Source organism: Rhodococcus sp. 05-2255-1e (assembly GCF_002259025.1).
Lineage (GTDB): Bacteria > Actinomycetota > Actinomycetes > Mycobacteriales > Mycobacteriaceae > Rhodococcoides > Rhodococcoides fascians.
In genome coordinates, this window is sequence record NZ_NOZE01000046.1 from 173,368 (window position 1) to 197,610 (window position 24,243).

24 protein-coding genes are annotated in these 24,243 nt (G+C 62.9%); 9 read left to right on the top strand and 15 right to left on the bottom strand.

The window, feature by feature from the left end; genetic code table 11:
- Positions 1–5: 5 nt before the first annotated feature.
- The 4 genes from CH262_RS26005 to CH262_RS26020 form a co-directional block, all read right to left on the bottom strand.
- A complete protein-coding gene (locus CH262_RS26005) occupies positions 6–1,061 on the bottom strand; it encodes an alpha/beta hydrolase (protein ID WP_094718831.1) in 1,056 nt (351 codons plus the stop codon).
- A 69-nt stretch (positions 1,062–1,130) separates the two neighbouring features.
- Positions 1,131–2,015: a tagatose-bisphosphate aldolase gene (locus CH262_RS26010; protein WP_032383251.1), complete on the bottom strand. Its 885-nt coding sequence runs from the start codon at positions 2,013–2,015 to the stop codon at positions 1,131–1,133.
- A 71-nt stretch (positions 2,016–2,086) separates the two neighbouring features.
- The gene (locus CH262_RS26015) at positions 2,087–3,442 is read right to left on the bottom strand and encodes an FGGY-family carbohydrate kinase (RefSeq protein WP_094666526.1); all 1,356 of its coding nucleotides are present in this window, start codon (positions 3,440–3,442) and stop codon (positions 2,087–2,089) included.
- A 10-nt stretch (positions 3,443–3,452) separates the two neighbouring features.
- Positions 3,453–4,457: a LacI family DNA-binding transcriptional regulator gene (locus CH262_RS26020; RefSeq protein ID WP_063216736.1), complete on the bottom strand. Its 1,005-nt coding sequence runs from the start codon at positions 4,455–4,457 to the stop codon at positions 3,453–3,455.
- 74 nt (positions 4,458–4,531) lie between these two features.
- Here CH262_RS26020 and CH262_RS26025 point away from each other — a divergent pair, with 74 nt between their 5' ends.
- The gene (locus CH262_RS26025; protein WP_176458079.1) at positions 4,532–5,104 is read left to right on the top strand and encodes an AAA family ATPase; all 573 of its coding nucleotides are present in this window, start codon (positions 4,532–4,534) and stop codon (positions 5,102–5,104) included.
- Here the strand turns inward: CH262_RS26025 and CH262_RS26030 are convergent.
- Positions 5,097–6,104, bottom strand: coding sequence for a LacI family DNA-binding transcriptional regulator (locus tag CH262_RS26030; RefSeq protein WP_094718832.1), 1,008 nt, complete (start codon positions 6,102–6,104; stop codon positions 5,097–5,099). The two genes, CH262_RS26025 and CH262_RS26030, sit on opposite strands and share 8 nt — an antisense overlap.
- Before the next feature lie 30 nt (positions 6,105–6,134).
- Positions 6,135–6,860, bottom strand: a complete 726-nt coding sequence (locus CH262_RS26035; RefSeq protein WP_094718833.1) for an SDR family oxidoreductase — start codon at positions 6,858–6,860, stop codon at positions 6,135–6,137.
- 406 nt (positions 6,861–7,266) lie between these two features.
- Between CH262_RS26035 and CH262_RS26040 the strand changes: the two genes are divergently transcribed.
- The 4 genes from CH262_RS26040 (at position 7,267) to CH262_RS26055 (ending at position 11,748) form a co-directional block, all read left to right on the top strand.
- Positions 7,267–8,046: an ATP-binding cassette domain-containing protein gene (locus CH262_RS26040; RefSeq protein ID WP_094718834.1), complete on the top strand. Its 780-nt coding sequence runs from the start codon at positions 7,267–7,269 to the stop codon at positions 8,044–8,046.
- Entirely contained in the window at positions 8,043–9,140 is a 1,098-nt protein-coding gene (locus tag CH262_RS26045) for an ABC transporter permease (RefSeq protein WP_032364378.1), read from the top strand. Before CH262_RS26040 ends, CH262_RS26045 begins: the two co-directional genes overlap by 4 nt.
- A gap of 54 nt (positions 9,141–9,194) precedes the next feature.
- Complete coding sequence (locus CH262_RS26050; protein ID WP_032364379.1) at positions 9,195–10,166, top strand: ABC transporter substrate-binding protein; 972 nt, start codon at positions 9,195–9,197, stop codon at positions 10,164–10,166.
- A 103-nt stretch (positions 10,167–10,269) separates the two neighbouring features.
- Positions 10,270–11,748, top strand: coding sequence for a mannitol dehydrogenase family protein (locus CH262_RS26055; RefSeq protein WP_094718835.1), 1,479 nt, complete (start codon positions 10,270–10,272; stop codon positions 11,746–11,748).
- On the opposite strand, the gene CH262_RS26060 is transcribed toward CH262_RS26055, so the two are convergent.
- From CH262_RS26060 to CH262_RS26070, 3 genes are all read right to left on the bottom strand, one after another.
- On the bottom strand, positions 11,736–12,527 hold the full coding sequence (locus CH262_RS26060; RefSeq protein WP_094718836.1) for an acyl-CoA thioesterase: 792 nt from the start codon (positions 12,525–12,527) through the stop codon (positions 11,736–11,738). The two genes, CH262_RS26055 and CH262_RS26060, sit on opposite strands and share 13 nt — an antisense overlap.
- A 54-nt stretch (positions 12,528–12,581) precedes the next feature.
- Complete coding sequence (locus CH262_RS26065) at positions 12,582–13,871, bottom strand: MFS transporter (protein WP_094718837.1); 1,290 nt, start codon at positions 13,869–13,871, stop codon at positions 12,582–12,584.
- 82 nt (positions 13,872–13,953) lie between these two features.
- Complete coding sequence (locus CH262_RS26070) at positions 13,954–15,000, bottom strand: SDR family oxidoreductase (protein ID WP_094718838.1); 1,047 nt, start codon at positions 14,998–15,000, stop codon at positions 13,954–13,956.
- A gap of 167 nt (positions 15,001–15,167) precedes the next feature.
- Here CH262_RS26070 and CH262_RS26075 point away from each other — a divergent pair, with 167 nt between their 5' ends.
- On the top strand, positions 15,168–15,410 hold the full coding sequence (locus CH262_RS26075) for an ArsR/SmtB family transcription factor (RefSeq protein ID WP_370878793.1): 243 nt from the start codon (positions 15,168–15,170) through the stop codon (positions 15,408–15,410).
- Here the strand turns inward: CH262_RS26075 and CH262_RS26080 are convergent.
- The gene (locus CH262_RS26080; RefSeq protein ID WP_143547178.1) at positions 15,394–15,714 is read right to left on the bottom strand and encodes a hypothetical protein; all 321 of its coding nucleotides are present in this window, start codon (positions 15,712–15,714) and stop codon (positions 15,394–15,396) included. The two genes, CH262_RS26075 and CH262_RS26080, sit on opposite strands and share 17 nt — an antisense overlap.
- Positions 15,715–15,785: 71 nt before the next feature.
- Positions 15,786–17,288, bottom strand: a complete 1,503-nt coding sequence (locus tag CH262_RS26085) for an SAM-dependent methyltransferase (protein WP_094718841.1) — start codon at positions 17,286–17,288, stop codon at positions 15,786–15,788.
- 82 nt (positions 17,289–17,370) lie between these two features.
- On the opposite strand from CH262_RS26085, the gene CH262_RS26090 reads away from it, so the two are divergent.
- A complete protein-coding gene (locus CH262_RS26090) occupies positions 17,371–17,874 on the top strand; it encodes a hypothetical protein (RefSeq protein ID WP_094718842.1) in 504 nt (167 codons plus the stop codon).
- A 1-nt stretch (position 17,875) separates the two neighbouring features.
- Here the strand turns inward: CH262_RS26090 and CH262_RS26095 are convergent, their stop codons facing one another.
- Positions 17,876–19,267: an outer membrane protein assembly factor BamB family protein gene (locus CH262_RS26095; RefSeq protein ID WP_094718843.1), complete on the bottom strand. Its 1,392-nt coding sequence runs from the start codon at positions 19,265–19,267 to the stop codon at positions 17,876–17,878.
- Positions 19,264–20,484 carry a hypothetical protein gene (locus CH262_RS26100; RefSeq protein WP_094718844.1) on the bottom strand — a complete coding sequence of 407 codons (1,221 nt, stop codon included), beginning with the start codon at positions 20,482–20,484 and terminating at the stop codon, positions 19,264–19,266. The genes CH262_RS26095 and CH262_RS26100 overlap by 4 nt, the downstream gene beginning before the upstream one ends.
- A gap of 132 nt (positions 20,485–20,616) precedes the next feature.
- On the opposite strand from CH262_RS26100, the gene CH262_RS26105 reads away from it, so the two are divergent.
- Complete coding sequence (locus tag CH262_RS26105; protein ID WP_094718845.1) at positions 20,617–21,828, top strand: Fic family protein; 1,212 nt, start codon at positions 20,617–20,619, stop codon at positions 21,826–21,828.
- Positions 21,829–21,846: 18 nt separating this feature from the next.
- Here CH262_RS26105 and CH262_RS26110 read toward each other — a convergent pair whose 3' ends face one another.
- On the bottom strand, positions 21,847–23,091 hold the full coding sequence (locus tag CH262_RS26110; protein WP_094718867.1) for a TetR family transcriptional regulator C-terminal domain-containing protein: 1,245 nt from the start codon (positions 23,089–23,091) through the stop codon (positions 21,847–21,849).
- Positions 23,092–23,264: 173 nt separating this feature from the next.
- Between CH262_RS26110 and CH262_RS26115 the strand changes: the two genes are divergently transcribed.
- The gene (locus tag CH262_RS26115; RefSeq protein ID WP_032384897.1) at positions 23,265–23,525 is read left to right on the top strand and encodes a LuxR C-terminal-related transcriptional regulator; all 261 of its coding nucleotides are present in this window, start codon (positions 23,265–23,267) and stop codon (positions 23,523–23,525) included.
- 4 nt (positions 23,526–23,529) lie between these two features.
- On the opposite strand, the gene CH262_RS26120 is transcribed toward CH262_RS26115, so the two are convergent.
- Positions 23,530–24,183 carry a DedA family protein gene (locus CH262_RS26120; RefSeq protein WP_032384898.1) on the bottom strand — a complete coding sequence of 218 codons (654 nt, stop codon included), beginning with the start codon at positions 24,181–24,183 and terminating at the stop codon, positions 23,530–23,532.
- Between the last annotated feature and the right edge of the window lie 60 nt (positions 24,184–24,243).

The window sequence follows — 24,243 nt, forward strand, 5'->3', positions numbered from 1 at the left end:
TCGAGTTACATCAGGGCCGCCTCTACCGCCGCAACGATGTCGACCCAGATCTCCGACGTGGGATCGACGACGGCGAAGTGCCCGCCCGGTCCTTCGACCGAAGCAACGGAATCGGAAGTCGCGGATGCGGCGGCGTAGTACGCGCGGCTGATCTCGAGGAGATTGGGATCGTCGGCCACTGCGGACACCACCAGCTGTGGCACACCGAGGGGCAGTCGAGACATCGGTGACGACTCCTCGTAGATGCGTCGCGACTCCGCATAACGGGCGCCGATTGCGTTCGATACCGCACCTTCCCCGAGCCACCGCTCGTCGCCGACTTTCAGGTCGAGCACCCCGGCCAGACTCACCGCCAGGGCAGGGGCCACCTGTTCGCCGACAGAATCGGCCGCAAGCCGCAGGGCCAGTTGGCCTCCCGCGGAATGGCCCATCAGGACAATTCGAGCCAGATCCAGCGAGGCGGGTGCCGTCTCCAGCGCGGCGAGAGCAGCCGCGACATCTCCGGTCGTCGTATCCCAACCGTGTTCGTCGGGTCGGCGATACTCGACATTCCAGGTGGCGTAGCCGCGTGCGGTCAGATCCACCGCCATCGCATCCATCAGGTCGAATTCCCACCTCGAACGCCAGTACCCGCCGTGAATCAGTACGGCGACGGGGAACGGGCCGTCGCCTTCGGGCACCCGCAGTTCGACGCGTTGCTCGGGGTGATCTCCGTACGTCACGATCGTGCCGGGGTGGAAGCGATGAAAGTACACACTGTCGATCGCGAACCGGAGACCGTCGAGACCGCGGCCCCGGATGTGGGCGCGAATATTTTCGGACCGATCCGGTGCGCACTGACCGAAGTCGACGCGAACGACGCTGCTGTACAACGACGTATCGACCTGCGCTCCATCGCCGGGAACGACGACAACCTCACCGGAACCGGTTGCAGTGTCGACAATTCCGCCCGACAGACCGCGGGCGGACAGGGCCCGTGCGACCAGCTCCTGTGCGGTCTGCAGATCGGCGAACACTCCGGGCGCGGCAACGATATCGATGTGGTTCGAGTCTTCCGTCATGGGTTCACGCTACCCAGACGGCGTCGACCGAGCCCGTGTTCGCCCACGGGCTCGGTCGAAAAACGCCGATCAGGCGTCGACGGCCGCGTTCAGCTCACGCAGCCGGGGGAGTGCGCGGTTGGTGAGCAGATCCTCGCGGGTCTCGGCAGAGACAGCCATGCTGTCCTTCCACAGTGACCGGCCTGCCATCGCTCCACGTGCACCGTTGGCGACGGCGATGCGGACCTGCTCGATGAACGTCTCGTGATCGACGCCCGCCGACAGCACGGCCCACGGAACACCCTGTGCTGCTTCGGTGACGGCAGCACAGGCCTCGGCGGAACCGGGGTAGGGGAGCTTGAGTACCTTGGCACCGCACTCGACCGAAATGCGCGTGGAGTCGGCAATGATCTTGCCGAAGCCGGCCTTGTAGTCCTCGTCCGACTCACCCTCGAGCTGGTAGGTCAAGATCTCGACGATGAGGAGCAGACCCTCGGCGGAGCATGCCTTGACGAGGTCGCGGATCTCCTCGGCGACACGGGAATCGACGCCCTGCTGCTCGGGGCGCATGTAGAACAGCATCTTGGCGACGTCGCCGCCGAGGTCACGCACGACGCGCGGGGTCACGCCGTCGACGAAACGGGTGTAGCGCAGACCGTCGGTCTCCTCGAAGCCCGACGCATCCATGCCGACCACCAAAGCGGTGCCCCGCGAGAGCACACCGTCGTCGACGATCTTCGGCAGTGCCACCTCCGGGTCCAGCAGGATCGCCGGCGCGTGGTTGCCGAGGTAGCGAACCAGATCGGCCTTGGCCTCGGCGAGCTGCTCGACGGTGATCGAGCCCGGCCCGTCGACGGCGTCCTTCATGACGGCCTTCATGCCGTTGCGCTGATCACCGGCGACGATGAGCATGTTGCCGCCTTCGGTGGAGATAGCAGCCATTCCGCGACGTTCGAGGGTGGTGAGTTCGTTCATCTTCTTCTCCTGGTGGGGTGTTGGGGTCGAGATCAGCAGAGACAACGTTGTCTCGCTGCAGAAATGTGGGCTCAGATTTCTATGAGCGTCAGTAGTCGGGCCGCGAACAGTGCTGCGCCGTAGGCAGTGTCCTGGGATCTGGTCGAGACCGAGACATCGGGCAGCACCTGAGCCCGGGCATCTCGTACGCTGGCCATGCCGGCCCAGCCGCCGGTGAGCAATGTCGTCCTGGCGGGCGGCACCTCGGCGTCGAGTGCGTCGATGAGGCGAGCCACTTCGTTGTTGCCGTGCAACAGAATCGAACGGAACAGCTCGGCCGAATCGATCCCGTCTGTACGGACCGTGATGGACAGAACGCCGTCGTCGTTGCGGGCACCAGTGATGTCGATACCGCCGTCGGTGAACGGTCCGCCTGCAGGCAGTGCGCACACTCGCTGGTCCAGTAGGTCGCGACCGGCACGATCGCTGATGTCGCACAGCTGCAACGCCCGTCGCATCAGCAAGCCGGTCTTCACTCCCGCGACGAGCACATGTTGCCCCGGAACCACGTGGCGCACCGAGTTGATGAGGTGTTCGGCCAGCCTGCTCCGTGCGTCGGTGGTCAACGGAGTGTCGAGTACCCGCAGCAGCACCTCGGCAGTGCCCATCGACACGTGGTAACGGTCGTGCGGGATCGCTCCGCCGGACACCGCGGACACGAGATGATCGTGACCGGCCACAGTCAGACGAGCGCCGGCGATGGACTCGGGAAGTGTTGGTGCGTCGGCAGTTCCGAGATCGGTTCCGGCGTCGACCAGTGGCGGCATGAAGTCGGTTCCGACACCCAGGTGCGCCAACATCTCCGACCACGGCTCGCCGCTGTCCTGATCGAGTAGTCCGGTGCGCGAACTCAGTGAATAATCGGCCACGGCACGACCACCGAGGGACAGTACGACGAACTCCGGCAGGTTGAACCATCGCAGCCCGGTCAGGCTCAGTCCGTTGTCACGAAGATGCGCAATCTTGACGACGGAGACCTGAACGCCGACGGGAAGTCCGGTCTTGCCGGCGAACTGGTCGCGCAATTCGGCCGGCAGGTTGTCGACCTGCTGCTGACCACGCGGGTCGAACCACGCGAAGGCCGGTGCCCGGACAACGTTGTCTTCATCGAGAAGAAAGCCCGTCTCACCCATTCCGGACACCGCGATGGCGTCGATGCGGGCGGCCGGGTCACCGGTTGCCTCGGGCAGCCGGCGAGCGACCGCATCGAGTAGCTGCCCGATGGTGGACAACAGATCCTCGGCGGCCAGGTCGGTGGTTCCGCCCGGTCCGTGCCGCCACGGTGTGGGACTCTGCTCGATGAGCAGCTCGGTGCCTGCATCGTCGGTGACGAGTACTTTGACGCCGGTGCTCCCGAGGTCCAGTCCCGCAACAAGTCTGGGGTTCACGGAGTAGTTCTCATTTCTCTACGGGTAGGGGGAGTGCATGTGAAAGTCGTTCCACCAGAGTGGTCGGCGCTATCTGCTGCTCTGGTTCGAGATAGGGATCGTCGAACCGCTGCACCAGGCGGTCGAATGCGAGGGTGCCGATGCGATACGGGTCTTGGTCGATACAGGTCACCGACGGGCTGACGGCATCGGCGAGCGAGAAATTGCCGAACGACACCATGGCTACGTCGGTGCGACCGATCTCGTGCAGAACCGACACCACGGCGGTCGCGTGTCGTGCGTTGGCGACGAAGAACGCAGTCGGTGGATTGCGCTGCGCCAGTAACGTCTTCACTACAGGCCGCACCGAATCTGCGGCGTGGGATACCGGAGGGGCGAGCGCGGACTCCGGCTCTTGGCCGAGATCGGCGAGAACGTCGAGATACGCCTGCCTGCGCAACTGCGCAGTCTGCAGGCGATCGTCGAAGCCGAGCAGAGCAATTCGCGTGTGCCCGCTTGCCACCAACTTCTCGACGGCTCGCTTGGCGGCACCGTAATCGTCCACGATGACAGAATCGAAACCGGCGATCGAGCGGTCGATGGTAACGGTGGGCAGTGTGCGACGCCGAGGTACGAGGAAGTCACTGTGGTCGCCGACCGGCGCGAGGATGATGCCCCGCACGTGTTGTCCGGCCAGGAGGGCCAGCTGATCCCGTTCGCGCTGGGCATCGAAGCCGGTGCTGCCGACGATGACGGCGAGCCCGTGTTCGAGTGCGCGATCTTCGACGGCACTGACCAGTGATGCGAAGAAGACGTCGTCGATGGAGTCGACGACGATCCCGATGGTGTTGCCCGACCCCGATTTCAGCGACCTGGCGGCGGAGTTCGGAACGTAGTTCAGTGTCTGCACCGCAGCCTCGACCCGCTCGCGTAGCTCCGGCAGGACCGTATCCACGCCGTTGACGACGCGTGAGACGGTCTTGAAGCTGACGCCCGCCAAGGCGGCGACGTCTTTGATGCTGGCGCGCTCGGTCACGTGAACTCTCGATCGGAGGAAGTGTGTCGCTGTAGCACGTATGCGAGACAACGTTGTCTTGTATGATTCCCGCTATGCCTCATGTCTGTCAAGACGTCCTCGGAATCGAACGGGAATCTCTACCGGTCCTGGTGGTTGCCGGCGCGGCGGGCAGTGGCAAAACGACGCTGGGTAGAGAGCTGGCGCGCCGTCTCGGTACGGCCCTGCTCGACCTGGACACCCTCACCAATCCGCTACTGGACGAACTGGATTCGATGATCGAAGGCCCGCACTGGAACAGTGCCGGACCACATTCGGAGCGGATTCGCGCCGGGCGCTACGCCGTGGTGCGCGCCGCTGCCCGGGATCTCGTACAGCTCGGTCAGCGGCCCGTCCTCGTTGCGCCCTTCACCCGCGAATTGACGGGCGCGCCAGAATGGACGCTGTTGATGAACGAATTGTCCCCTGCTGCAACGAAGGTGATCCACGTCGACGGATCGCCGGAGCTCCTGGCGCGACGCCGGGCCGCTCGTGGCGCGTATCGCGATGCTCATCGGCCGGTGGATCCGCCGGCTCGGACGCCGAGCATCCCGCACTTGCGCGTCGACGCCGAACTGACGACCGCGCAGCAAGCCGATCTCGTCGCCCGAGAACTCGGGCTCAGCTGATGGTGTGAGTGGTTCCAGGAGTACAGGATTCGCGCTCGATCAACTCGACACCCAGGATGTTGCGTCGTTTGTAACGGCGCCCGGGATTTTCGATTCGACCCAACAGTCGTTCGATGGCCAGATGGCCGAGTCGAGCCGGGTTCTGATCGATCACCGTCACCGGTGGCATCACTGCATCGGCGAGGGGAAAGTCGCCGAATCCGACGAACGCCAGATGCAGCAAATTCATCTGCTGTAGAACAGGTACGCAGGCCATCGCCACCCGCGCGTTCGACAGAAACAGTGCGGTAGGTGGACTGTCGAGTGCGGTCAAGTCGTTCAATGCCACACGGGCGTCCTCGCGGTCCAGCACACCCAGAGCGACGAGAGCCTCGTCGAATTCGATTCCCCGGGCCTGCAACGACTCTCGATATCCGGCCAAGCGATTGCGGCTGGTCGGGATCCCGGCACTGTCGCCGATCACGGCGATGCGGGTATGGCCCAGATCGAGAAGATGATCGGTGGCCAACACCGCCCCGCCGTGATCGTCGTCGACGAAGCTGTCGGCTTTGAGGCCGTCGGGTGCGCGGTCGACGAACACCGTCGGTGTCCTGTCGATCCAGCGCTCCAGATATGCGTGGTCCGCACCCGTCGGCGCGATGATCAAGCCGCTCAACTGTCTACGCAGCAGCGACTCCACCAAAGCCTGTTCCTGATCTCCGTCGTGGCCGAGGCTGGTGACGAGAACTGCCATGTCGTCCTGGCGGGCCCGTTCCTCCACTGCGCGTGCGATGGAGGAGAAGAAGGGGTCGTCGATATCCGGGACGGCGACACCGATGGCCGCCGTCTGGCCGTTGCGAAAGGAGGTCGCCATCGTGTTCGGCACATAGTTGAGCGACTCGAGCGCTTCGGCAACGCGGGCACGAGTATCGGGATCGACGTGCGGGTCGTTGTTGTACACCCGTGAGACGGTCTTGGCACTGACCTTGGCCAGCGCCGCGACGTCTTGCATGGTGGTCATGATCTACCCCGTCTGCTCGTCCTCGTCCCGTCAGCGACTGGTGTAGCCGCCGTCCACCGGCAACGACACTCCGGTCACCATGGAAGCATCATCGCTCAGCAAGAAGGCAATCGGCGCGGCAATCTCGTCTTCGGTGGCCCAGCGTCCCAGCGGCATCTGCGCCAGGAACGGCTCCTCGATCTCCGGGCGACCCCAGTAGAACGCGGACATCTCCGTCATGACGACCGTCGGGTTCACACCGTTCACGCGGATGCCGTGGCGGCCGAGTTCGAGTGCGGAGACCCGAGTGATGTTGTCCAAGGCTGCTTTCGAGGATCCGTAAGAGATGTGTCCGGTCAGAGCGACGAGACTGGCCTGGCTCGAGACGTTGACGATGGCTCCGGTGCCCGCGGCGATCATGGCGGGGACGGTGTACTTGATGACCAACAGTGCGCCGCGCGCATTGATGGCGATGACCTTGTCGAAGATCGAGATGTCGGTGTCCTGAGGCGTGGCGATCTCGCCGCCGAATCCGGCGCAGTTGACGACGCCGTACAGCTCGAGGCCCGCGACGGCGTCGCGAACACTGTCCTCGGACGTCAGATCGAACGCCAGGGGCGTTGCGCCGGTTTCGTCGGCCAATTTTTCCAGCGCGTCCACCGACTGGCCCGCCGCGACGACGTCGGCACCGTCGGCCACCAATCGCCGAACGGTAGCCGAGCCGATGCCTCCGCTGGCACCTGTCACCAAGATCTTGCGGCCGTCGAACTTCGCCATGGGGGTCTACCTTCACTGTTCCGAGTGGTCATGTCATCGATGTCATCGGTCCCGGAGTGGACCCGTATGTCATCGGTGTCATGGACGGTACCGCAGCGCGTCCTCCCCGTCGCGAAAACGGTGTAGATCGTCCATTTGTCCAGTTCAGAGACGGTACCCCGTGGTCGGATATCGGCCTCGTACTGCGGCGGAATGACCGCCGGGTCGACAGGCCATGTCACCGGTGACATGAATTTTCGCGAAACACGTGACAATGCGAGTTGTGTGGGTCACACTCGTTAACACAGCGAGCCCCGCAGGGAGCTCGACATGCCGCGCAGGCCCAGTTCTCGAACCGTGCTGCACCGGCGTCGGCGGGGGCGTCCTGTCCCACACCCGAACGTTTCCATTCGACCGAGGAGTACCCATGGCCACCGTTGCACCTGCTGCGACACCGATCCTCGAAGCGAGGGGATTGTCGAGGAGCTTCGGAAACGTGCGCGCCCTCGACGACGCAGACTTCGACATCTACCCGGGTGAGGTCGTCGCCCTCATCGGCGACAACGGCGCAGGCAAGTCCACGATGGTGAAGGCTCTTTCGGGCAGCCTGGCCGTCGACACCGGAGAGATCCTGTTCGACGGCACAGCAGTCGATCTCGACAGTCCGACGGTGGCGGCAGAGCTCGGAATCGAAACGGTGTTCCAGGATCTCGCGCTCGCTCCGCATCTCAACGCGCAACAGAACATGTTTCTCGGACGCGAACTGCCGGCCAAGGGGCTGCTCGGCCGCCTCGGTTTCCTCGACGTCTCCACGATGCGCAAGCAATCACAGGATGCGCTCGACGAACTCGGTGCCACCGTCCGTAGCCTCACCGTCCCGGTGGGATCGATGTCCGGCGGCCAGCAACAGGCCATCGCCATCGCGCGTGCCGTCGCCTGGGCCAAGGGCGTCGTCTTTCTCGACGAACCGACCGCCGCCCTCGGTGTCGTGCAGACGCGCAACGTCCTCGACACCATCCGCCGGGTCGCGGACAGGGGAGTGGCCGTGGTGTTCATCAGCCACTCCATGCCGCACGTGATGGAAGTAGCCGACCGTGTCCAGGTGCTGCGGATGGGCAAGCGCGTGGCCACCCTCGACGCCAAGAACACGACCATGGAAGAACTCGTCGGTGCGATGACCGGCGCAACCACCGGAGCAACACGATGAGCAACCAGACCATCTCCCCATCGCTCGAGCCGCTGCCTCCCGGCGACAGGCCGTCACGGCACACGTTCGATCTCGTCGAGTCGCTCGGAAAGCTGGCGCGAGTTCAGGTCTTTCAGATCGTGCTGGTGCTGGCGGCGATCTGCCTGGTGTTCTCGATCATGGCCCCCGGCAGCTTCCCCGAATGGGGCAACATTCGGCAGATCATCCAGAACGTCTCCATCCTGGCCGTTCTCGGTATCGGCATGACGTTCGTGATCGTCACCAGCGGCATCGACCTCTCGGTCGGCTCGGTGCTCGTCTTCTCCGGCGTGGTGTCGGCGAAGACGATGGCCGCGATCGGCGGCGACGGCTGGGGAGTGGCGGCCGTCGGCATCGTGGTGGCGCTGGGATGCGGCCTGTGCTGGGGCCTACTGAACGGATTTCTGATCGGTAAGGCGAAAGTGCCTCCGCTGATCGTCACACTCGGCACACTGGGCGGGGCGCTCGGTCTGTCGCAGGTCATCACCGGCGGCGTCGACATCCGCGACGTACCACCGGTTCTCGTCGACACGATCGGCTACGGAAACCTGCCTGCCACCACCATCCCGTTGATCTCGAGCATCGCCTTGGTGCTGGTCGTTATCTTCGGAATCGTTCTGCACCGCACCAAGTTCGGCCTCTACACCTTCGCCGTCGGCTCCAAGGAGCAGTCCGCTCGCCGCGTCGGCATCAAAGTGGACATGCATCTGGTCAAGATCTACGCACTCTCCGGCACCCTCGCCGGGTTGGCGGGCATACTGTCGCTGTCCCAGTACGGCACCACCGCGATCGCCGGCCAGTCCCAGACCAACCTCAATGTCATTGCGGCAGTGGTCATCGGTGGAACGAGCCTCTTCGGCGGCATCGGCACCATGTTCGGCACCGTCGTCGGATTGTTCATCCCGGCCGTACTGCAGAACGGCTTCGTCATCGTCGGAGTACAGCCCTTCTGGCAGCAGGTCGCCGTCGGTGCGGTTCTCATCGCCGCGGTGTACTTCGACCAACGTCGACGCGACGCCGCAAGTCGAGGCCAATCGCCCAGCTCCCTCAAGAGACTCTGGTCTCGAAGTCCCTAGCTTCGGACCGGCCCTGAACTCCCTCACTCGCAACCCCTTACAAGAAAGTCGACCATGATCACATCACGCACCGCCGTCGTTGCACTGAGTGTCGCTTCGGTCTCCGCCATGTTTCTGGCGGGTTGTTCGTCCGACTCCGGAAGCGGTGGCGGCAGCGGCAAGATCGCCTTCATCCAAGGCGTCAGCGGCGACGAGTTCTACATCAGCATGCAGTGCGGAATCGAGGCCGCAGCCAAGGATGCAGGCGTCACCGTCGACACCCAGGGGCCGGTGAAGTTCGACCCGACGCTGCAGAAGCCGATCGTGGATTCGGTTGTGGCATCACGGCCGTCGGCCATTCTCATCGCGCCCACCGACGTCGCCGCCATGCAGGCACCCCTCGAGGCAGCCTCGAAGGCCGGCATCAAGGTCGTCCTCGTCGACACCACTCTCGAAGATCCGTCCATTGCGGTCTCTTCCATCTCGTCCGACAACAAGGGCGGTGGCGCAGAGGCATTCAGCGCCATCGAGCGGCTCAGCCCGGCAGGCGGCAAGGTGCTGGTGATCTCGACCGATCCGGGAGTCTCCACCGCCGACGCCCGAGTGGAAGGCTTCGAGGAAGCCGTCGGAGCGAACTCGGCCTTCGATTACCTGGGCGTGCAGTACAGCCACAACGATCCGGCCGAAGCCGCCCGGCTGGTCTCGGCCGCACTGGCCAAGGACCCCGACATCGTCGGCATCTTCGCTGCCAACACCTTTGCGGCCGAAGGCACCGCAACCGGAGTTCGGCAGGCGGGCAAGCAGGATCAGGTCAAGATCGTCGGCTTCGATGCGGGCCCGGCGCAGGTCAAGCAGCTTCGTGAGGGAACGGTGCAGGCCCTGATCGCTCAGCAGCCCGGCACCATCGGCACCGATGGCGTCGAGCAGGCCATGGCTGCCATCGACGACAAGCCGGTCACCGCCGACATCTCCACCGGTTTCCACGTCATCACCGCCGACAACATCGACGGCGAAGGCGCACAGTACGTCTACAAGTCGTCTTGCTGATTCACCCCTGAACTGCGGTGGTGCTCCTGGTGGCAGAACTTGCCCGGGAGCGCCACCGCTCACCACGTCCGTTTCATCTTCAGCCGACTCGAGGACCGAAGTCATGACCGAGCTTCGTCGCACCACGTTGGAACACCTACCGGCGACCGTCGCGAGGCCCGAGTACGATGCGGAGGAACTGCACTGCGGTGTGGTTCATTTCGGTGTCGGTGCGTTTCACCGCGCACATCAGGCGGTCTACTTCGACCGATTGCTCGCGGCCGGGCACCTGGACTGGGCGCTGTGCGGGGTAGGAGTACTGCCCCAGGACAAGAGAATCGGAGAGGTCCTCGACGCCCAGGACTACCTCTACACACTCGTGACCGTCGACCCCGACGGCAAACGTGACGCCCGAATCGTCGGCTCCGTCGCCGATTTCGTTTTCGCACCCGACGATCCGCAGGCCCTCATCGATGTGCTCAGTTCACCGTCCACGATGATCGTGTCCCTGACCATCACCGAAGGCGGTTACGGCGTCGACGATCTGACGGGAGCGTTCGAGCCCACCGACCCGTCGGTGCTGGCGGATCTCGAGGATCTCTCCATACCGAAGAGCGTCTTCGGTTTTCTGACCGTGGCTCTCGCCACCCGTCGATTCCACGGAGTCCCGCCGTTCACCGTGATGTCGTGCGACAACATCGTCCACAACGGAGCGGTCACTCGCACCGCGCTGACGTCCTTCGCGCGCCACCACGACAGCGACTTGGCCGACTGGATCGATGCCACGACCGCGTTCCCCAATTCGATGGTCGACCGCATCACCCCGGCCACGACGCCCACCGTCGTCGACGACCTACGACGTGATTTCGGCATCGACGACCGCTGGCCCGTTCAGTCGGAATCGTTCTCGCAGTGGGTACTCGAAGACACCTTCTCGTTCGGGCGGCCACCGTTCGACGCAGTAGGAGTGCAACTCGTCTCCGATGTCGCACCGTACGAGCACATGAAACTTCGGCTGCTCAATGGATCCCACCAGGCCATGAGCTACCTCGGCATCCTCGCCGGATACACCCACGTTCACGAGGTGATGGCGGATCCGGACATGCGTGAATTCGTCGCATCGTACATGCGTGCGGAGGCTGCCCCGACGCTCGCGCCGGTGCCGGGGATAGACCTCGACACCTACATAGAGCAACTGCTGCAACGATTTTCGAGTCTGGCCGTTCGAGACACCCTCGAACGTCAGATCGTCGACGCCTCCGCGCGAATCCCGAAATTCGTGCTGCCGGTACTGCGAGATCGGTTGGCGCACGATCGGACCGTCGATCATTGCGCGTTCATACTCGCCGGATGGTGTGGGGTGTACGAGCGTGGAGACGTGCCCATGATCGACGTCGATGCGGAGCGTCTGCAGCGACTGTCGTGGGAAGACCACGACAATCCCGGAGCATTCCTGACCAATCGCGCAGTGTTCGGGGACCTGTCGGTTAGCCCGCGACTACGAGGTGCGTACCAGCGAGCCAAGCGTTCGCTGCAGGACAACGGTGCGAGGGGCGCGGTACGACGACTGGTCGAACCGTCGTCGGTGAGTCACACCTTGTAATAGACCAGCTGGTGACTGGTGGCCAGCAAAATCCCGCCCTCGGTCCACAATTCGGCAGTCTGGTCGAAGTAGCCCTGGTGAAATCGGCGTGCCCGCGCGGTGCCGAGGACGTATCCGTCGGAATGCTGCTCGAGATCCTCGGGCGTAGCGAAGTAATGGGTAGTCAACGAGATCGTCCCAGCCGGAACATACTTGCCGAGCCGCTGGAAGATCCGCGGATAGAACACATCGCTCAGCGAGGTCAGGGCCGCGAAGTCCATCGGCCGCGGTGGTGTATCGCGGATCCACAGAGTTTCGGTCGAGTCAGCGGACTCCTGATCGCTCAGTGCGCCGTGCACGAAACGCATCTCGTAGTTCTGTGCCCACGCGATGGCGTCGGGAAGACCGCCCTGCTTCGTGTCGGCGGGGGAGGGAACGTCAGGGACCGTCGCCTCGATGTTGTCCCAGGTCTCACGACGCGAACCGAACACCGCGGTCGCGGTCGTCGCCACCGCACCGTTCTGAGTCAGTTCGAGATACCAGTGCTGGTTGCTTCGGTTGGTCCGCACGGGGCGAGCCGAGATCTCGAAATCACCCTCGGCGACAGGACCGGCGAAGTTCACCGTCAACGAGACCGGTGTTCCCTGGCAGTCGGGATGGAGCTCGATGGCCCGGACGAACGATGCAGCAGTGATTCCGCCGAACGGGCCGACCATGTTGTTGTACGACGGCGACGTACGTCCGGCGTACGTGCCCTCGCCGACACTCTCGAGTGCGACTGCTGCGTCGAACGGGTGCATTGACTCTCCTACGGCCTCGGACGGTGTGCCATCCGATCGTAGTGTCGCCGAGAATCAGTCCAGGTCCTGGCCACGCTTCTCCGGCATCCACACCATCGTCAAGAACGAGATCACGGCTGCTGCAGCGAGATAGTAGAAGAACCAGTCGGCGTGGCCTGCGTCGGACAAGGCATTGACCAGTAGGGGAGCGGTGCCACCGAACAACGCAACCGTGAGGTTGTACCAGGCCCCGATACCTACACCTCGAAGCTCTGCCGGGAAGGCTTCGGCCAGAACGGCAGGAATGATGGCCGAGCACATCGCGAACAGCAGCAGGCCGACGCAGAAGACGATCAGCAGTTTGACGAACGACGGCCCGATCAGCTTGGAGAGCGGGACGATCAGAATCGCGAACAGTGCAGCGTAGGTGAGCAATTGCGGCTTGCGGCCGATGCGGTCCGCGAGAGCACCCATGGGGTACTGCAACGCGACGAACATCGCTGTCGCAATCGACAAGGCCACGAACACGTCGTTGGCCTCCGCTCCGCGCTGCTTGACGGCGTAGGGCGTCATCGCGGAGAAGAACGTGTAGTAGGCGAGAGTGGCGAGGAGAACGAATCCCACGACTTGCAGGACGGCACGAGGATGGTGCTTCATGGTCATCCACAACGGGTTTCGCACGGCCTTCGCCTTCACTGCGTTGCGTTCCTGGTTGTCGGCTTCGGCCATGCCGCGTCGCATCCAGAGTCCCACTACTCCGAGCAGCCCGCCGATGACGAACGGTACGCGCCAGCCCCACGAGCTCAGTTGGTCGTCGTCGAGCACGAAGGTCAGATACGCGCCCAGTAGTGAGGCAAGGAGAATGGCCGTGCCGGTGGAGATGTAATAGAAGGACGAGTATCGCCCCCGCCGATCGTTCGGGGCGATCTCGGCGAGGTAGGCCGACGCATTGGAGACTTCACCGCCCATCGACATGCCCTGGACGATCCGGGCCAGCAACAGCAGAATCGGAGCGATCCACCCTGCGACAGCGAAGGTGGGAAGGGCGGCGATCGCGAACGACCCACCCGACATCATCGCGATCGTCAGGATCATTGCCTGGCGTCGCCCTCTGAGGTCGGAGAAGCGCCCGATCAGCAAGCCCCCGAGCGGCCTGAAGAAGAACGCCACCGAGTACGTCGCCAAGGTGCTCAACAGAGCCACAGCCGGGTTGTCACCGGAGAAGATCTGGGTCGCGAAGTAGATCGAGAATGTCGCATAGACCGTCCAGTCGTACCACTCGACGGCATTGCCGATACTGACTGCGAGTAGTTGCTTCTTGGGCATCACGTGCCGAGTGGACGTCGATTCGGACTTCACTGACATGGCGATCTCCTTGTCGGGGGCGTGCGTCGAAAAGCCTATGCCTCCACAGCTCCCGGGTGCGGAACCACCGAGCCCGATTCGCTCAGGGAATGATTCGTTGCCGCCGGAGATCTGTGACGATGCCGGCGAACATCGCCTCGGAGTCCACGAAACGATGAAAACCCATGCGGCGGGCCTTGGAGCTGTCGGATATGACGTCGTAGTCCCACGAGAACACGAAGTCACCGAACGCCCAGGACGACACATCGCGGTAAGGAGTGGGCTTCAGCTCGTGTTCGGACACAATCGAATTCCACAGTGGCTCTTTGTCGGCCATGACCTCGGCCAGCGACATCGGCAGTGGGGTGGCGGTGTCCAACCCGAAGATGTCCGCGATGCGCGGCCACATGTCGTTCCAGCGGAACAGGTCTCCGTTCGTGATGTTGAACGCCTGATTCGCGCACGCGGGAGTGGTTGCGGCCCACACGGTCGCTTCGGCGAGCAACGATGCATCGGTCATTTCCAGCAGAGATTCGAAAGCACCGGGCTTGCCCGGGAATCGCATGGGTACGCCCAGTTTCTTGCACATGGTGGCGTAGACAGCGATGACGGTGGCCAGATTCATCGGATTTCCCAGCGCTACACCGCACACCACCGATGGCCGGATAGCCGACCAGGACCACTTCTTTCCGACCTGACGGCTTTCGAGGAACTGTTGTTGGTCGACGTTGAACTCGGGCGGCATGTGCGGTGGATCGGATTCGCGCGCAGGGGTTTTGAACGGGCCAAGGTGCGCGCCGTACACCTTGTATCCCTGCATCAGGCTGACGTGTTCCAGATCGGGAGAACTGTCCTCGATCACGGTGACCACGTTGACGAGCATCGCCAGATTGGGAGGCACCAGCTCGGCCCACGTGGGGCGTTCCTGATATGCGGCGTAGAAGATGTGCGTAACGTCCGTCAGGTGCGAGAGCTGGCATCGAGTCTCGTCGCCGTCGAGCAGGTCCACTGCAATGTGCCGGACGCGTTCGCTGTCGATACCGCCGCGGCGGGACAGGCCGATGATGTTCCAATCCCCGGTCCGCTGCAGGTGTTCGACCAGATTTCCGCCGATCACGCCGTTGGCCCCCACGACTACTGCTGTCTTCATCGGCTTCTCCTTATCCGAATATCGCGATATTGCGATGTCCGAGTAAGTAGACCACAGATCGCGATATTGCGATATTGGAGTACGCTTCGAGGGTGGCAGACGAACTGAATCCTGCGGAGCTTGCGGCAGTGTTCGGTGCTCTCAGCAACCCGGCGCGATTGGCGATCATGCAATGGCTCAAGGACCCGAGCGACTTTCCGCCGCAGCTCGAACCGGCCGAACAGGTAGGGGTGTGCCTCAAGCATATTCAATCCAGAGCGGGCGTCTCGCAGTCGACTGCCTCGCAATACATGGCGGTGCTACAACGCGCCCACCTGGTGACGAGCACCAAAATAGGGCCGTGGGTGCACTACAAACGCAACGCCGACTACCTCGACCGATTGGCCGAAACGATCAAGACCGATCTGTGACGCCTCCGCTGCCTCGGCGCGACTTCTGTATGTGGCCTGCCAGCAGGTTGATGATGCCGGACAGTGCGAGGCTGCCTCCGGGGTAGAGGACGAGCCCGGGAGAAAAGATGACGGGTTCCGATGCGTCTCTGACCATGTAGACGGCACCGATCCCCGTCAGGACGAATCCGAGGATCGTGAGCAGTGCGATGATTCGGCGGTTCAGGCGTGATAGCCGGGTCGAGATCAACGCCGCGAAACCGGCGAATACGCCCAAGAAAATGGACCCTATGAACAGCCAATCCCACTTCACGATTGTAGCCACGACGAACATGACTCCACCTATGAGGAGGAGGCCCAGCTCCGGAACGGGTTGTCGCTGAGGAGGATCGACATTCACAGCTTTTGGCCCCTCGCGAGATCGACCGCACGAGTGAGCGATGCTGCCTCGAACACTAGACCGTGCGCAGCGGCCGCCGCTGCGGAACGCTCACTCAGTACGACGAGGTCGGTCGCCCGGGCGATCGCCGCGAGGTCGATGCGTTGCAAGAGCTTCTTCGTCACGGGCCGCTTGCTGTCCCAGAAGGCCAGAGCAGCAATGAGATCGGTAGCTTCGGGCCCGGTCAGTAACGCGTGGGCGACGGAGCAGGCTGCGGGGTCCTCGAAAGGGAGCAGATAGGTGGCATCGTCGAACACGGCTGGTTTGCCGTCGTAGGGACCGACCATCCTGAACTGTGGAATCTTGTGGAACCCGGAAATCGCAATCTTGTACGGCGCGAACGTGTACGGGCCTACACCGAAGATGCAGAACCGGGCTCTATTGCGATAGATCGACGACTTCCGCCCGTCGAGCGCCGCGGCGTTGGCGTTGAGGTATGCCCACAACTTCGGTGCGGTGTGCGCCAACTGCTCGGTGTCGTCACCGGTATGCGACTGCGGCACGATCATCCACCTGGACACCGAGTCCAGCTTGTCGCGGTAGACATCGGTGCACTTGAAGAGTGGGAACAGGTAGTCGGCTTCGATGTCGACGCCGGTTCCCAGTTTGGTTCGCGGGCCGCCATTCTCGGCCAACTCCATCACCGCGGTGGCGTCGTGCTTGATGCCTTGCCGCCATACGAGAGGGCTGGTGCCGTCGAAGTGCTTGCTGCGCTGATATGCATCGACGTTCGCGACCAGTTGGCCGTCGACGACTCCGATTCTGTTGTCCGGCTGCGACGCATCGATGCTCGGAAATGTCTCTGCGGTGTAGTCGGTCTGGCCCGGCCCGAGTTCGACAAGGAACCAGCAGGCATCGACCCCTGCGTCGAACCACTTTTTCGCATCGATCATTCGTAGGCTCGAACCGGTCACCGGAAGCTGATGCCGAGCACAGTGCAGCAGAACGTTTCGAGCTACCTGGGTCTTGCAGATCATCGCGATGGCTGCGGGTCGATCGGCGAATTCGGTAAGCAACTTGATCCAAATGAACTCTGCGATATCGAAGTTGGAGCTGCCGGTGATGGCGTCGATGCCGCGGGCGTTCTTCGTGTTCGTGCGGGCGGGTCGATTGGCGGAATCGAGCACCGACAGTTGCGAGTTGGTGACCCACGGTGGGTTGCCGATCACGAGGGTCGCGCCGGGCCCCGAACTCCACTCGATATCTCGGGCCAGATCGAAGTCGAAGATCGACGCTGTGATGATCCTGCCGAATTGTGCTGCTGACGAGGCATACTCGGGCTGCACCTCGATCCCGACGCGCTCTGTTTCAGGATGAGTCCGGGCCATCACCGACAGGAAGTTCCCGACACCGCAGGTGGGTTCCAGGACGCGGGTCCATTCGCGACGAGGCAGGGCGTTGACCAACGCGCACGCCAACTCGATCGGAGTCTGAAAGTCTCCGAACTCGTTGTTGGGCATCGGTGCCTCCGGCAGTGGTGCGGTTAGGTTCCTTCTGTGGCACTCAACCACACCACTGCCGGAGGCATTAATGTAGAGCGGGATGAAGTACTCGCGCGTTGCACTGTCGCTGACAACTCTTGTATTCATCGGTGCCCTCATGTGGGTCGCCGTGACTGCAGGTGACGTGTTACCCGCGCACTTCACCGGCTCCGGAAGGGTCGACCGCGTGGAGTCCAAGTCATCGTTTCTGTTCACCACGGGTGGCATCGGGTTCGTGCTGATCGGGTTCTTCGCGAGTGTCGGGTGGTGGCTCCCCAGACTTCCGGCCCAGCTCGTGAACTTGCCGAGTCGGCGAATGCACGACTATTGGACTGCGCCCGAAAACAGGCCCGCGCTGAACCGCAAGATGGCAGAGGATCTCGACTGGATGGGTGCGGCAACCGCCCTGTTGCTCGCGTGGATCGTCGGGGTGTCCGGTAGTACGGTGGGCGACTCGGTCAGCGTCTGGGTTCTCGCGGTACCGACGGCGCTGTACCTGCTGGCCATTCTGGGATACGTGGTGTTCATCATCAAAGGTGGCCGGTACCGAGTTCCGAAGGACTGACTCAGGGAAGTGGTTGCAGCATTGCCAGTTTGGTGCCCGACTGCACCAGATAACCGCCATCGGCAGCGTCGACCAACGTCTCGAAGCTCATCGATTCGTCGTCCGGAAACATCATCGATGTGGACGCAGTCCACGCGGTCTCACCGGTGGTGATGTCGACCGCGGACAGATCTGTGCCGGCCGAGGTCAACACCAGATCGCCATCGTGTCCGAGAACGTTGCCGTTCAGGTCGGCCTGCCACAGATGCTCGCCGTCTCGCAGATCGAGCGCTGTGGTGCCGCTGGATGACTGCAGCAACCCGACATGGCCGATGATGTACCTCAGGGTGGCGTACGTGCGGGGCTCGTTGAGTTCGTCTCCGGGAGAGTCGTACGACAAGGCGTCGTCGCGCCACAGTTGCTCACCTGTGGTGCGATCGAAGGCCGCATCGCCGAGAACGATCGGGATCGACGTGTCGGTGGGCTCGTCGATCGAAGGCTGTTGCACGACAGGACTGTCCGAACGTGCGAGGACCGTGCCGTCCAGCTGGAGGGCGACGGACCCTTTCAGCTCGGAACCCGTACCCTCGCAGTCTTGTAGCGAGGCAATGGCCAGGTCGCCCATGGTGCGTCCCACTGCTCCGAGGCAATCCTCCAGGCTGTCCGTCTTCCACAATTGCCGGCCGGTCGAGGCGTCGAACGTGGAGAAATCGCCTCCGACATCGAACGTTCCGATCTCTCCATTCACCTCGAGCGCGGTGGCGTAGTCGTCCTCCCAACCGGCCCAAGCATGCAATGGAGCCGTCCAGTCGGCGCTCGGATTTTCCAGCGTTCCGCGGTGCAGGAGTACGTCGTCGTCTTCGAGGTTGCCCGATGTCGTGTAGACACGGTCGTTCGCAACGGTGACGGCGAAAAAATCGAGATCAGTAGGGTAGTTTCGCGATTCGCCGGTGACCGGATCGAAGGTGACGTAGCCCGGAGTTTCGCCCCAGATGGGCTGGTGGCACACGAGTCGTCCGTCGAGCGGCTCGTCGGCGCATGCCGCCAGGTCCGGGGCCGGGGTCTTCCACAGAACTGTGCCGTCGGTGGTGTCGATTCCGACCATGACGGCCTCGTTGTTGCCGGATTCCGACGACACGACGGCCAGTGTGAGAGCTGTACGGCCGATCACTATCGAGCCGAGACCCCAGGCATACATGGAACCGGTACGAGGAGAGGCGAAGGTAGCTCCCTCCAACCCCATGTCCGCCGCGTCGACGGCCCATGCCAACCCGGGTGAGTCGTCCGAGGAGTCGGTGATCTTCTTGATGGTCGTCGATCGGTCCTGTGCCACAACGGCTACCGCAGCACCGACCGACAGTGTCGCGACGATCGCCGCAACGACCAATTTTGTGGTCCCGTTCCATCGCGTCATCGAAGGTCCAATCCTGCTGTGTTCGAGAGGTTTTCGAGCAGTGTCGGATCCTGCACCAGTTCAGTTGTCGACACCGTGATCTCGAGCCCTGACGGCGTGACGACGGAAACCGAGGAGCCTGGTCCGTACTCATCCGGCGACACGAGCTGGGGCTCCTCCGTTGTCGTCGAATCGGATTCGTTGTCAGGCGCGGCCCGGGCAACGCTGATCGTGAGTTGCCCGGCAGTGCTGTTCACCGTCTGACAAAGCCCCGAACTGAATTCACTGGTGTGCAACGCACCCAACGGTGGTGTCGGACCGAGCGCCGCCGCATCTGCCCGCCGGAGAGCGTCATTGAGCCTCCGGGTCTCGTCGGGGGAGAAGGAGGCCGATGAACTGTCGTCCCAACCGGCGCTGCACTCGGCGACGTTGCCTGGCGTGCCAGGAGGTACCGGAGCCGAGATTCGCAGGTTCGGATCTGTGGCAACGCGGACGAGGTCGTCGAGTGTGAGGGTGAACGCGTTTTCTTCGGCTCCTCCGGCCAGGTAGACGGATACAGTCGAGCGGTCCGAGTGGTACGCCGTGGCCATCCGCGTGTAGGTGCGAGCACCGTTGGTTTCGCTCCAGGTGTCGTCGGTATCGACCACCGTGCCGTCCGGCATTGTCCGACGTTCGTCGAGTTGGCCCGCGACGCATGCCGGCGGCTCCGCCGAATCACGCGGTCCCACACCAACGCTGAGGTACTCAGGGTTCTCGCCCCTGGACAGCTGCACCGACGCGTTCGCCGAGTCGAGAACGAAGTCCTGACCTTCCGATGTGGGAATCGGCCCGAAGTACAGTGAGTTCGACGCAGAGACGTTCGAGGGAAGTGCGGCCATCAGCGCCTCGGACATGAGATGGGCTTTGGGGCCGCTGTACCAGGGCGCGGATGGGTTGTCGTAAGACTCCTCACCAGTGCTGATCAAGCTGGAGTACGACGGTTCGGTGGGAGCCTCGACGGTGTCGCATCCGGGGATGCTCGCCGACGGATCGACCTCCGGAGTGACGTAGACGTACTCCTGTTGTGGTGGCTCGGGGGTTGGCGTCTCCGAAGTCTCTGGTAGCGAGGTTAATTCGGGCTCCTCGGCCGGGGTGGTCAATCCCGCTGCGACCACACCCAATGCCACTACAGATACGATGACGAGGGTGTTGAGCAGCGCGGAATGGCTGCGTTCTGCGGACTGCGTGTCCTCGTCCATGACCCTCGCTCCGTTCGGCACCAGTGCGACGAACGTCGCGCAATATTCATACCATTCGTTTTGCTAAGCGAGGGCTTAGCCTGGCCGCGTCATACCAAACTTTAGGACAGTAAGGTTTGGTATGGTTCATCGATGGCGGATGATCAGGCCGCGAGCCGATGGCCTGCGGTCGATTTCGAGCGTCGACCATGGCACGTGTCCGATACCTACACCTCGGGCGCCCAGCGTCGGCTACATCAGGGTGACTATCGCGCGTGCGTGCCGGCGGGTATCGCGGATGCGGAATTGGCGTTGCCCGCGCAGCTGCTGGCGGAATCGGAGGACGCGCTCCGTGAAATCGTCCGCTTCGACCAGTACGCCTCGGTGCAACTCGGTTCATCGGTCGAGCTCGCACCGATGAGTTCGGTTCTGCTGCGAGCGGAAAGCTCAGCGTCCTCGCAGATCGAGAATCTGACCGTGGGAGCCAGGGCACTTGCACTCGCCGAATTGGGTGCGCCCACAACGCGGAACGCCTCGATCGTGTCGGCAAACGTCCGTGCGATGGAAGCAGCACTCGAGGTCGGATCATCGATCGGAGAAGCAAGCGTGCTTCAGATGCACCGATCGCTGATGGAGTCCAACGGCGATCCGTTCCCTGGGCAATGGCGAACTCAGCAAGTCTGGATCGGGGGATCGGACATAGGCCCGCACCGTGCCGCTTTCGTTCCACCGCACCACGACCGGCTTCCGGGTGCACTTGCCGACCTGTTCGAGTTCGCAGCTCGTTCGGACTTGCCCGTCATCCCGCATATCGCCGTCACGCATGCGCAATTCGAAACGGTTCACCCGTTCACGGACGGAAACGGGCGAACGGGCCGGGCCATAGTCCACGCGATGCTGCGCACGGCGGAAGTGACGGAGCGAGTGACGGTTCCACTGTCTGCTGGGCTCCTTACGGACACCGCAGGCTACTTCCGAAGTTTGGATGCTTACCGCGCCGGGGATGTCGAGGCGATCGTACGGAGCCTCACCACTGCCACGTTCCACGCCGTCGAAGGTGGGCGGCGATTGGTAGACGAGCTGGCCGATGTCAGAAGCGAGTACACCGAGCGCGTCGTCGCACGAAGCGACTCGGTTGTGTGGAAACTCCTCGACGCTCTGGTGGCGCAACCGGTCGTCGACAACGCCTACGTACGAAACACATTCGCCGTCAGCGAGATTGCGGCTCAGCGGGCAATCGACAAGCTGACCGAGGTGGGAATTGTGCACCAGACGTCGAAGGGGCGACGAAACAGGGTGTGGCAGGCCGAGGAGATACTCGCCGCTCTCGACGACTTCGCGGACGGCATCCGGCGGGTCCGATAACACGCACTCGGTCGATGCTCAGTGCACACCGAGACCGTCGAGGAGAAGTTCAGCGACGAAGTTCGCGTTGTCCTGCGGGCTGTTCTGTCGTCGTGTGAAGCATCGCATCAGCAGCGTATTGGTGATGCCTGCTGCGAGATCGACTGGGCTCGAGCTCTTTCGGAACACCCCGCTGTCCTGACCCCGCGCGATGACCGGCCCGGTGATTGCCGGCAGGTTGAGTTTCTCCTTGATCGAGATCAACCCCTCCGGCTCGCCGTACGTGTCGTGTGCGACGGCGACGAGGAGAGCGTCCATGAATTCGACTTCGTCGGCGGCGAGCTGCGCGCACCGCAGCATGTGATTTCGTAGAATCGTGAGTTCATCGAGGCCCAGCAACTGGTCGTCGGCTACCGACTCGCGAAGATGATCGACCCGATTCTGCAGGGCTGCAACGATGACGGACGGCTTGGTCGGAAACAGTGTCTTGCAGGCCGTCCTCGGCACTCCTGCGATGTCGGCGACGTCGTCCATTCGCGTCATGAAGTAGCCACGCTTTCCGAACTCGTCGCGCGCAGCTGTGACGATCGCAGCGCGAGGATCGCGAGGAAGCGGGCGTTCCTCGACCGGTGAATCGACTTCTCCCACGTCGTCGAGGTGCTGATGACGACCGGACGTGTCGACGACGGCCCCGAGAAAGGCAAGCACCGCGTCGGACATCACCTCGGCCGATACGGACGCGGCGTCCGCCTGACTGCGGAGGCGAAATCCATCGATGATTGCGTTGACCGTCACTGCGAACGTTCGGGCTGTGAAGGGACGGCGAAAGGCCCCGCCGTCGGGGTCGAACAGTGCCTCGAACGCGCCCAGTACGGCTTCGTCTCGGACGCGGTAAGCGCTGGCGAGTGTCGGAGAAGAAGGCCCGCTGAAAACGTGGTCGAGAAGTGACTCGGTGACTCTGTTCCGGTTGACGAGCGCCGGAAAGTGGAGCGCAACGAGCGCCGACACCGTCGCGCGAATCGATGCACCGCTGGCTGTCGCCTGGGTCCGAACAGTCTCGTGAACGTCGGTGGGCAGCGGCGTGCGGGACAGATGCTCGACCACCTTGTCGAGAAAGTCGGCCTTGGTGCTGAACTTCCGGAAGAACGTCGCTGTCGACGAGTCGGATGCGTGGACGACGTCCTCGACGCGCACACCGCGTTCGAGAATCCTTCGAGGATCCGCGACCAACAATGTGACAGCTGCCTCAACAAAATGGGTGGCAGTCGCGTCGAGCTCGTTCATGAGGACGGACTTTACCGAGGTGAGGCCGACCACGACGGTGCTGGTGACAGTATTCACTCTCGGGTGAGAACTAACTCGGTCATTCGTCGGAGTGACGCCACGGAGCGAGTGCGATGTCATTGGCGGTGATCGCACCGCCGGGACAGCGGTGGTGCCCGAAATCAAGGATCTCCATGACAGTTCTCGACATCCGAATCGGCGCCGCCCCCGATCCACGGCTCAGCGCTCGTGAAATCGAAGTACTCACCACATGGTTGGTGTCCGACTCCAAGTCGGAGGCGTCGCGGGCGCTCTACCTGGCGATGGGGACCGTGAACACTCACCTGACCCGCATTCGAGCCAAGTATTCCGCGGTCGGGCGCAGCGCACCCACCAAAGCGACGTTGCTGGCGAGGGCGCTGCAGGACGGTTTCATCGACATCGACGAGTTGTGAGGGTCTACCGAACCTCAACGCGCCTGGACTTCATTTTCTTGACCACGAACCACGCGATCAACGCCACAACGATGCCGATGACGATGTACTGGAACACCGAGGCGTAGTTCTCGACGTAGTGCCAGTTCTCGCCGAGGAAGTAACCGGCGAGTACGAAGATCGAGTTCCAGATCAGGCTGCCCAGAGTCGTGTACAGCGTGAACTGCAGTATCGGCATCCGTGATACTCCGGCCGGAATGGAAATGCCCGAGCGGACTACCGGGATCATGCGGCCGAAGAACACCGCAGACCGACCGTGACGGGTGAACCAGTCCTCCGCTTTGGTCAGATCCTCGGTTCCGACGAACGGCATCTTCTCGACGATGGCGTACATCCGGTCACGTCCGAGTTTGATGCCCAGCCAGTAGAGAACCAGAGCGCCGAGCACCGATCCGGCCGTCGTCCAGAACAACGCACCGAAGAGCGTCATCCCGCCCTGAGATGCAGTGAAGCCTGCCAACGGCAGAATGATCTCGCTGGGAAGCGGCGGGAAGAAGTTCTCCGCAGCGACGGCAATACCAGCACCGGGACCGCCGATCGCCTCCATCAAACTCACCGCCCACCCTGCGATTCCGCCGAGTTCAGTGCTGGTCGCGGCAAGGGTGGAGAGCTCACTCATGACTACGACTGTACGAAACGTCTCGACCGAAAATCTGCTCACCAGGAGAAATGCCAAGAA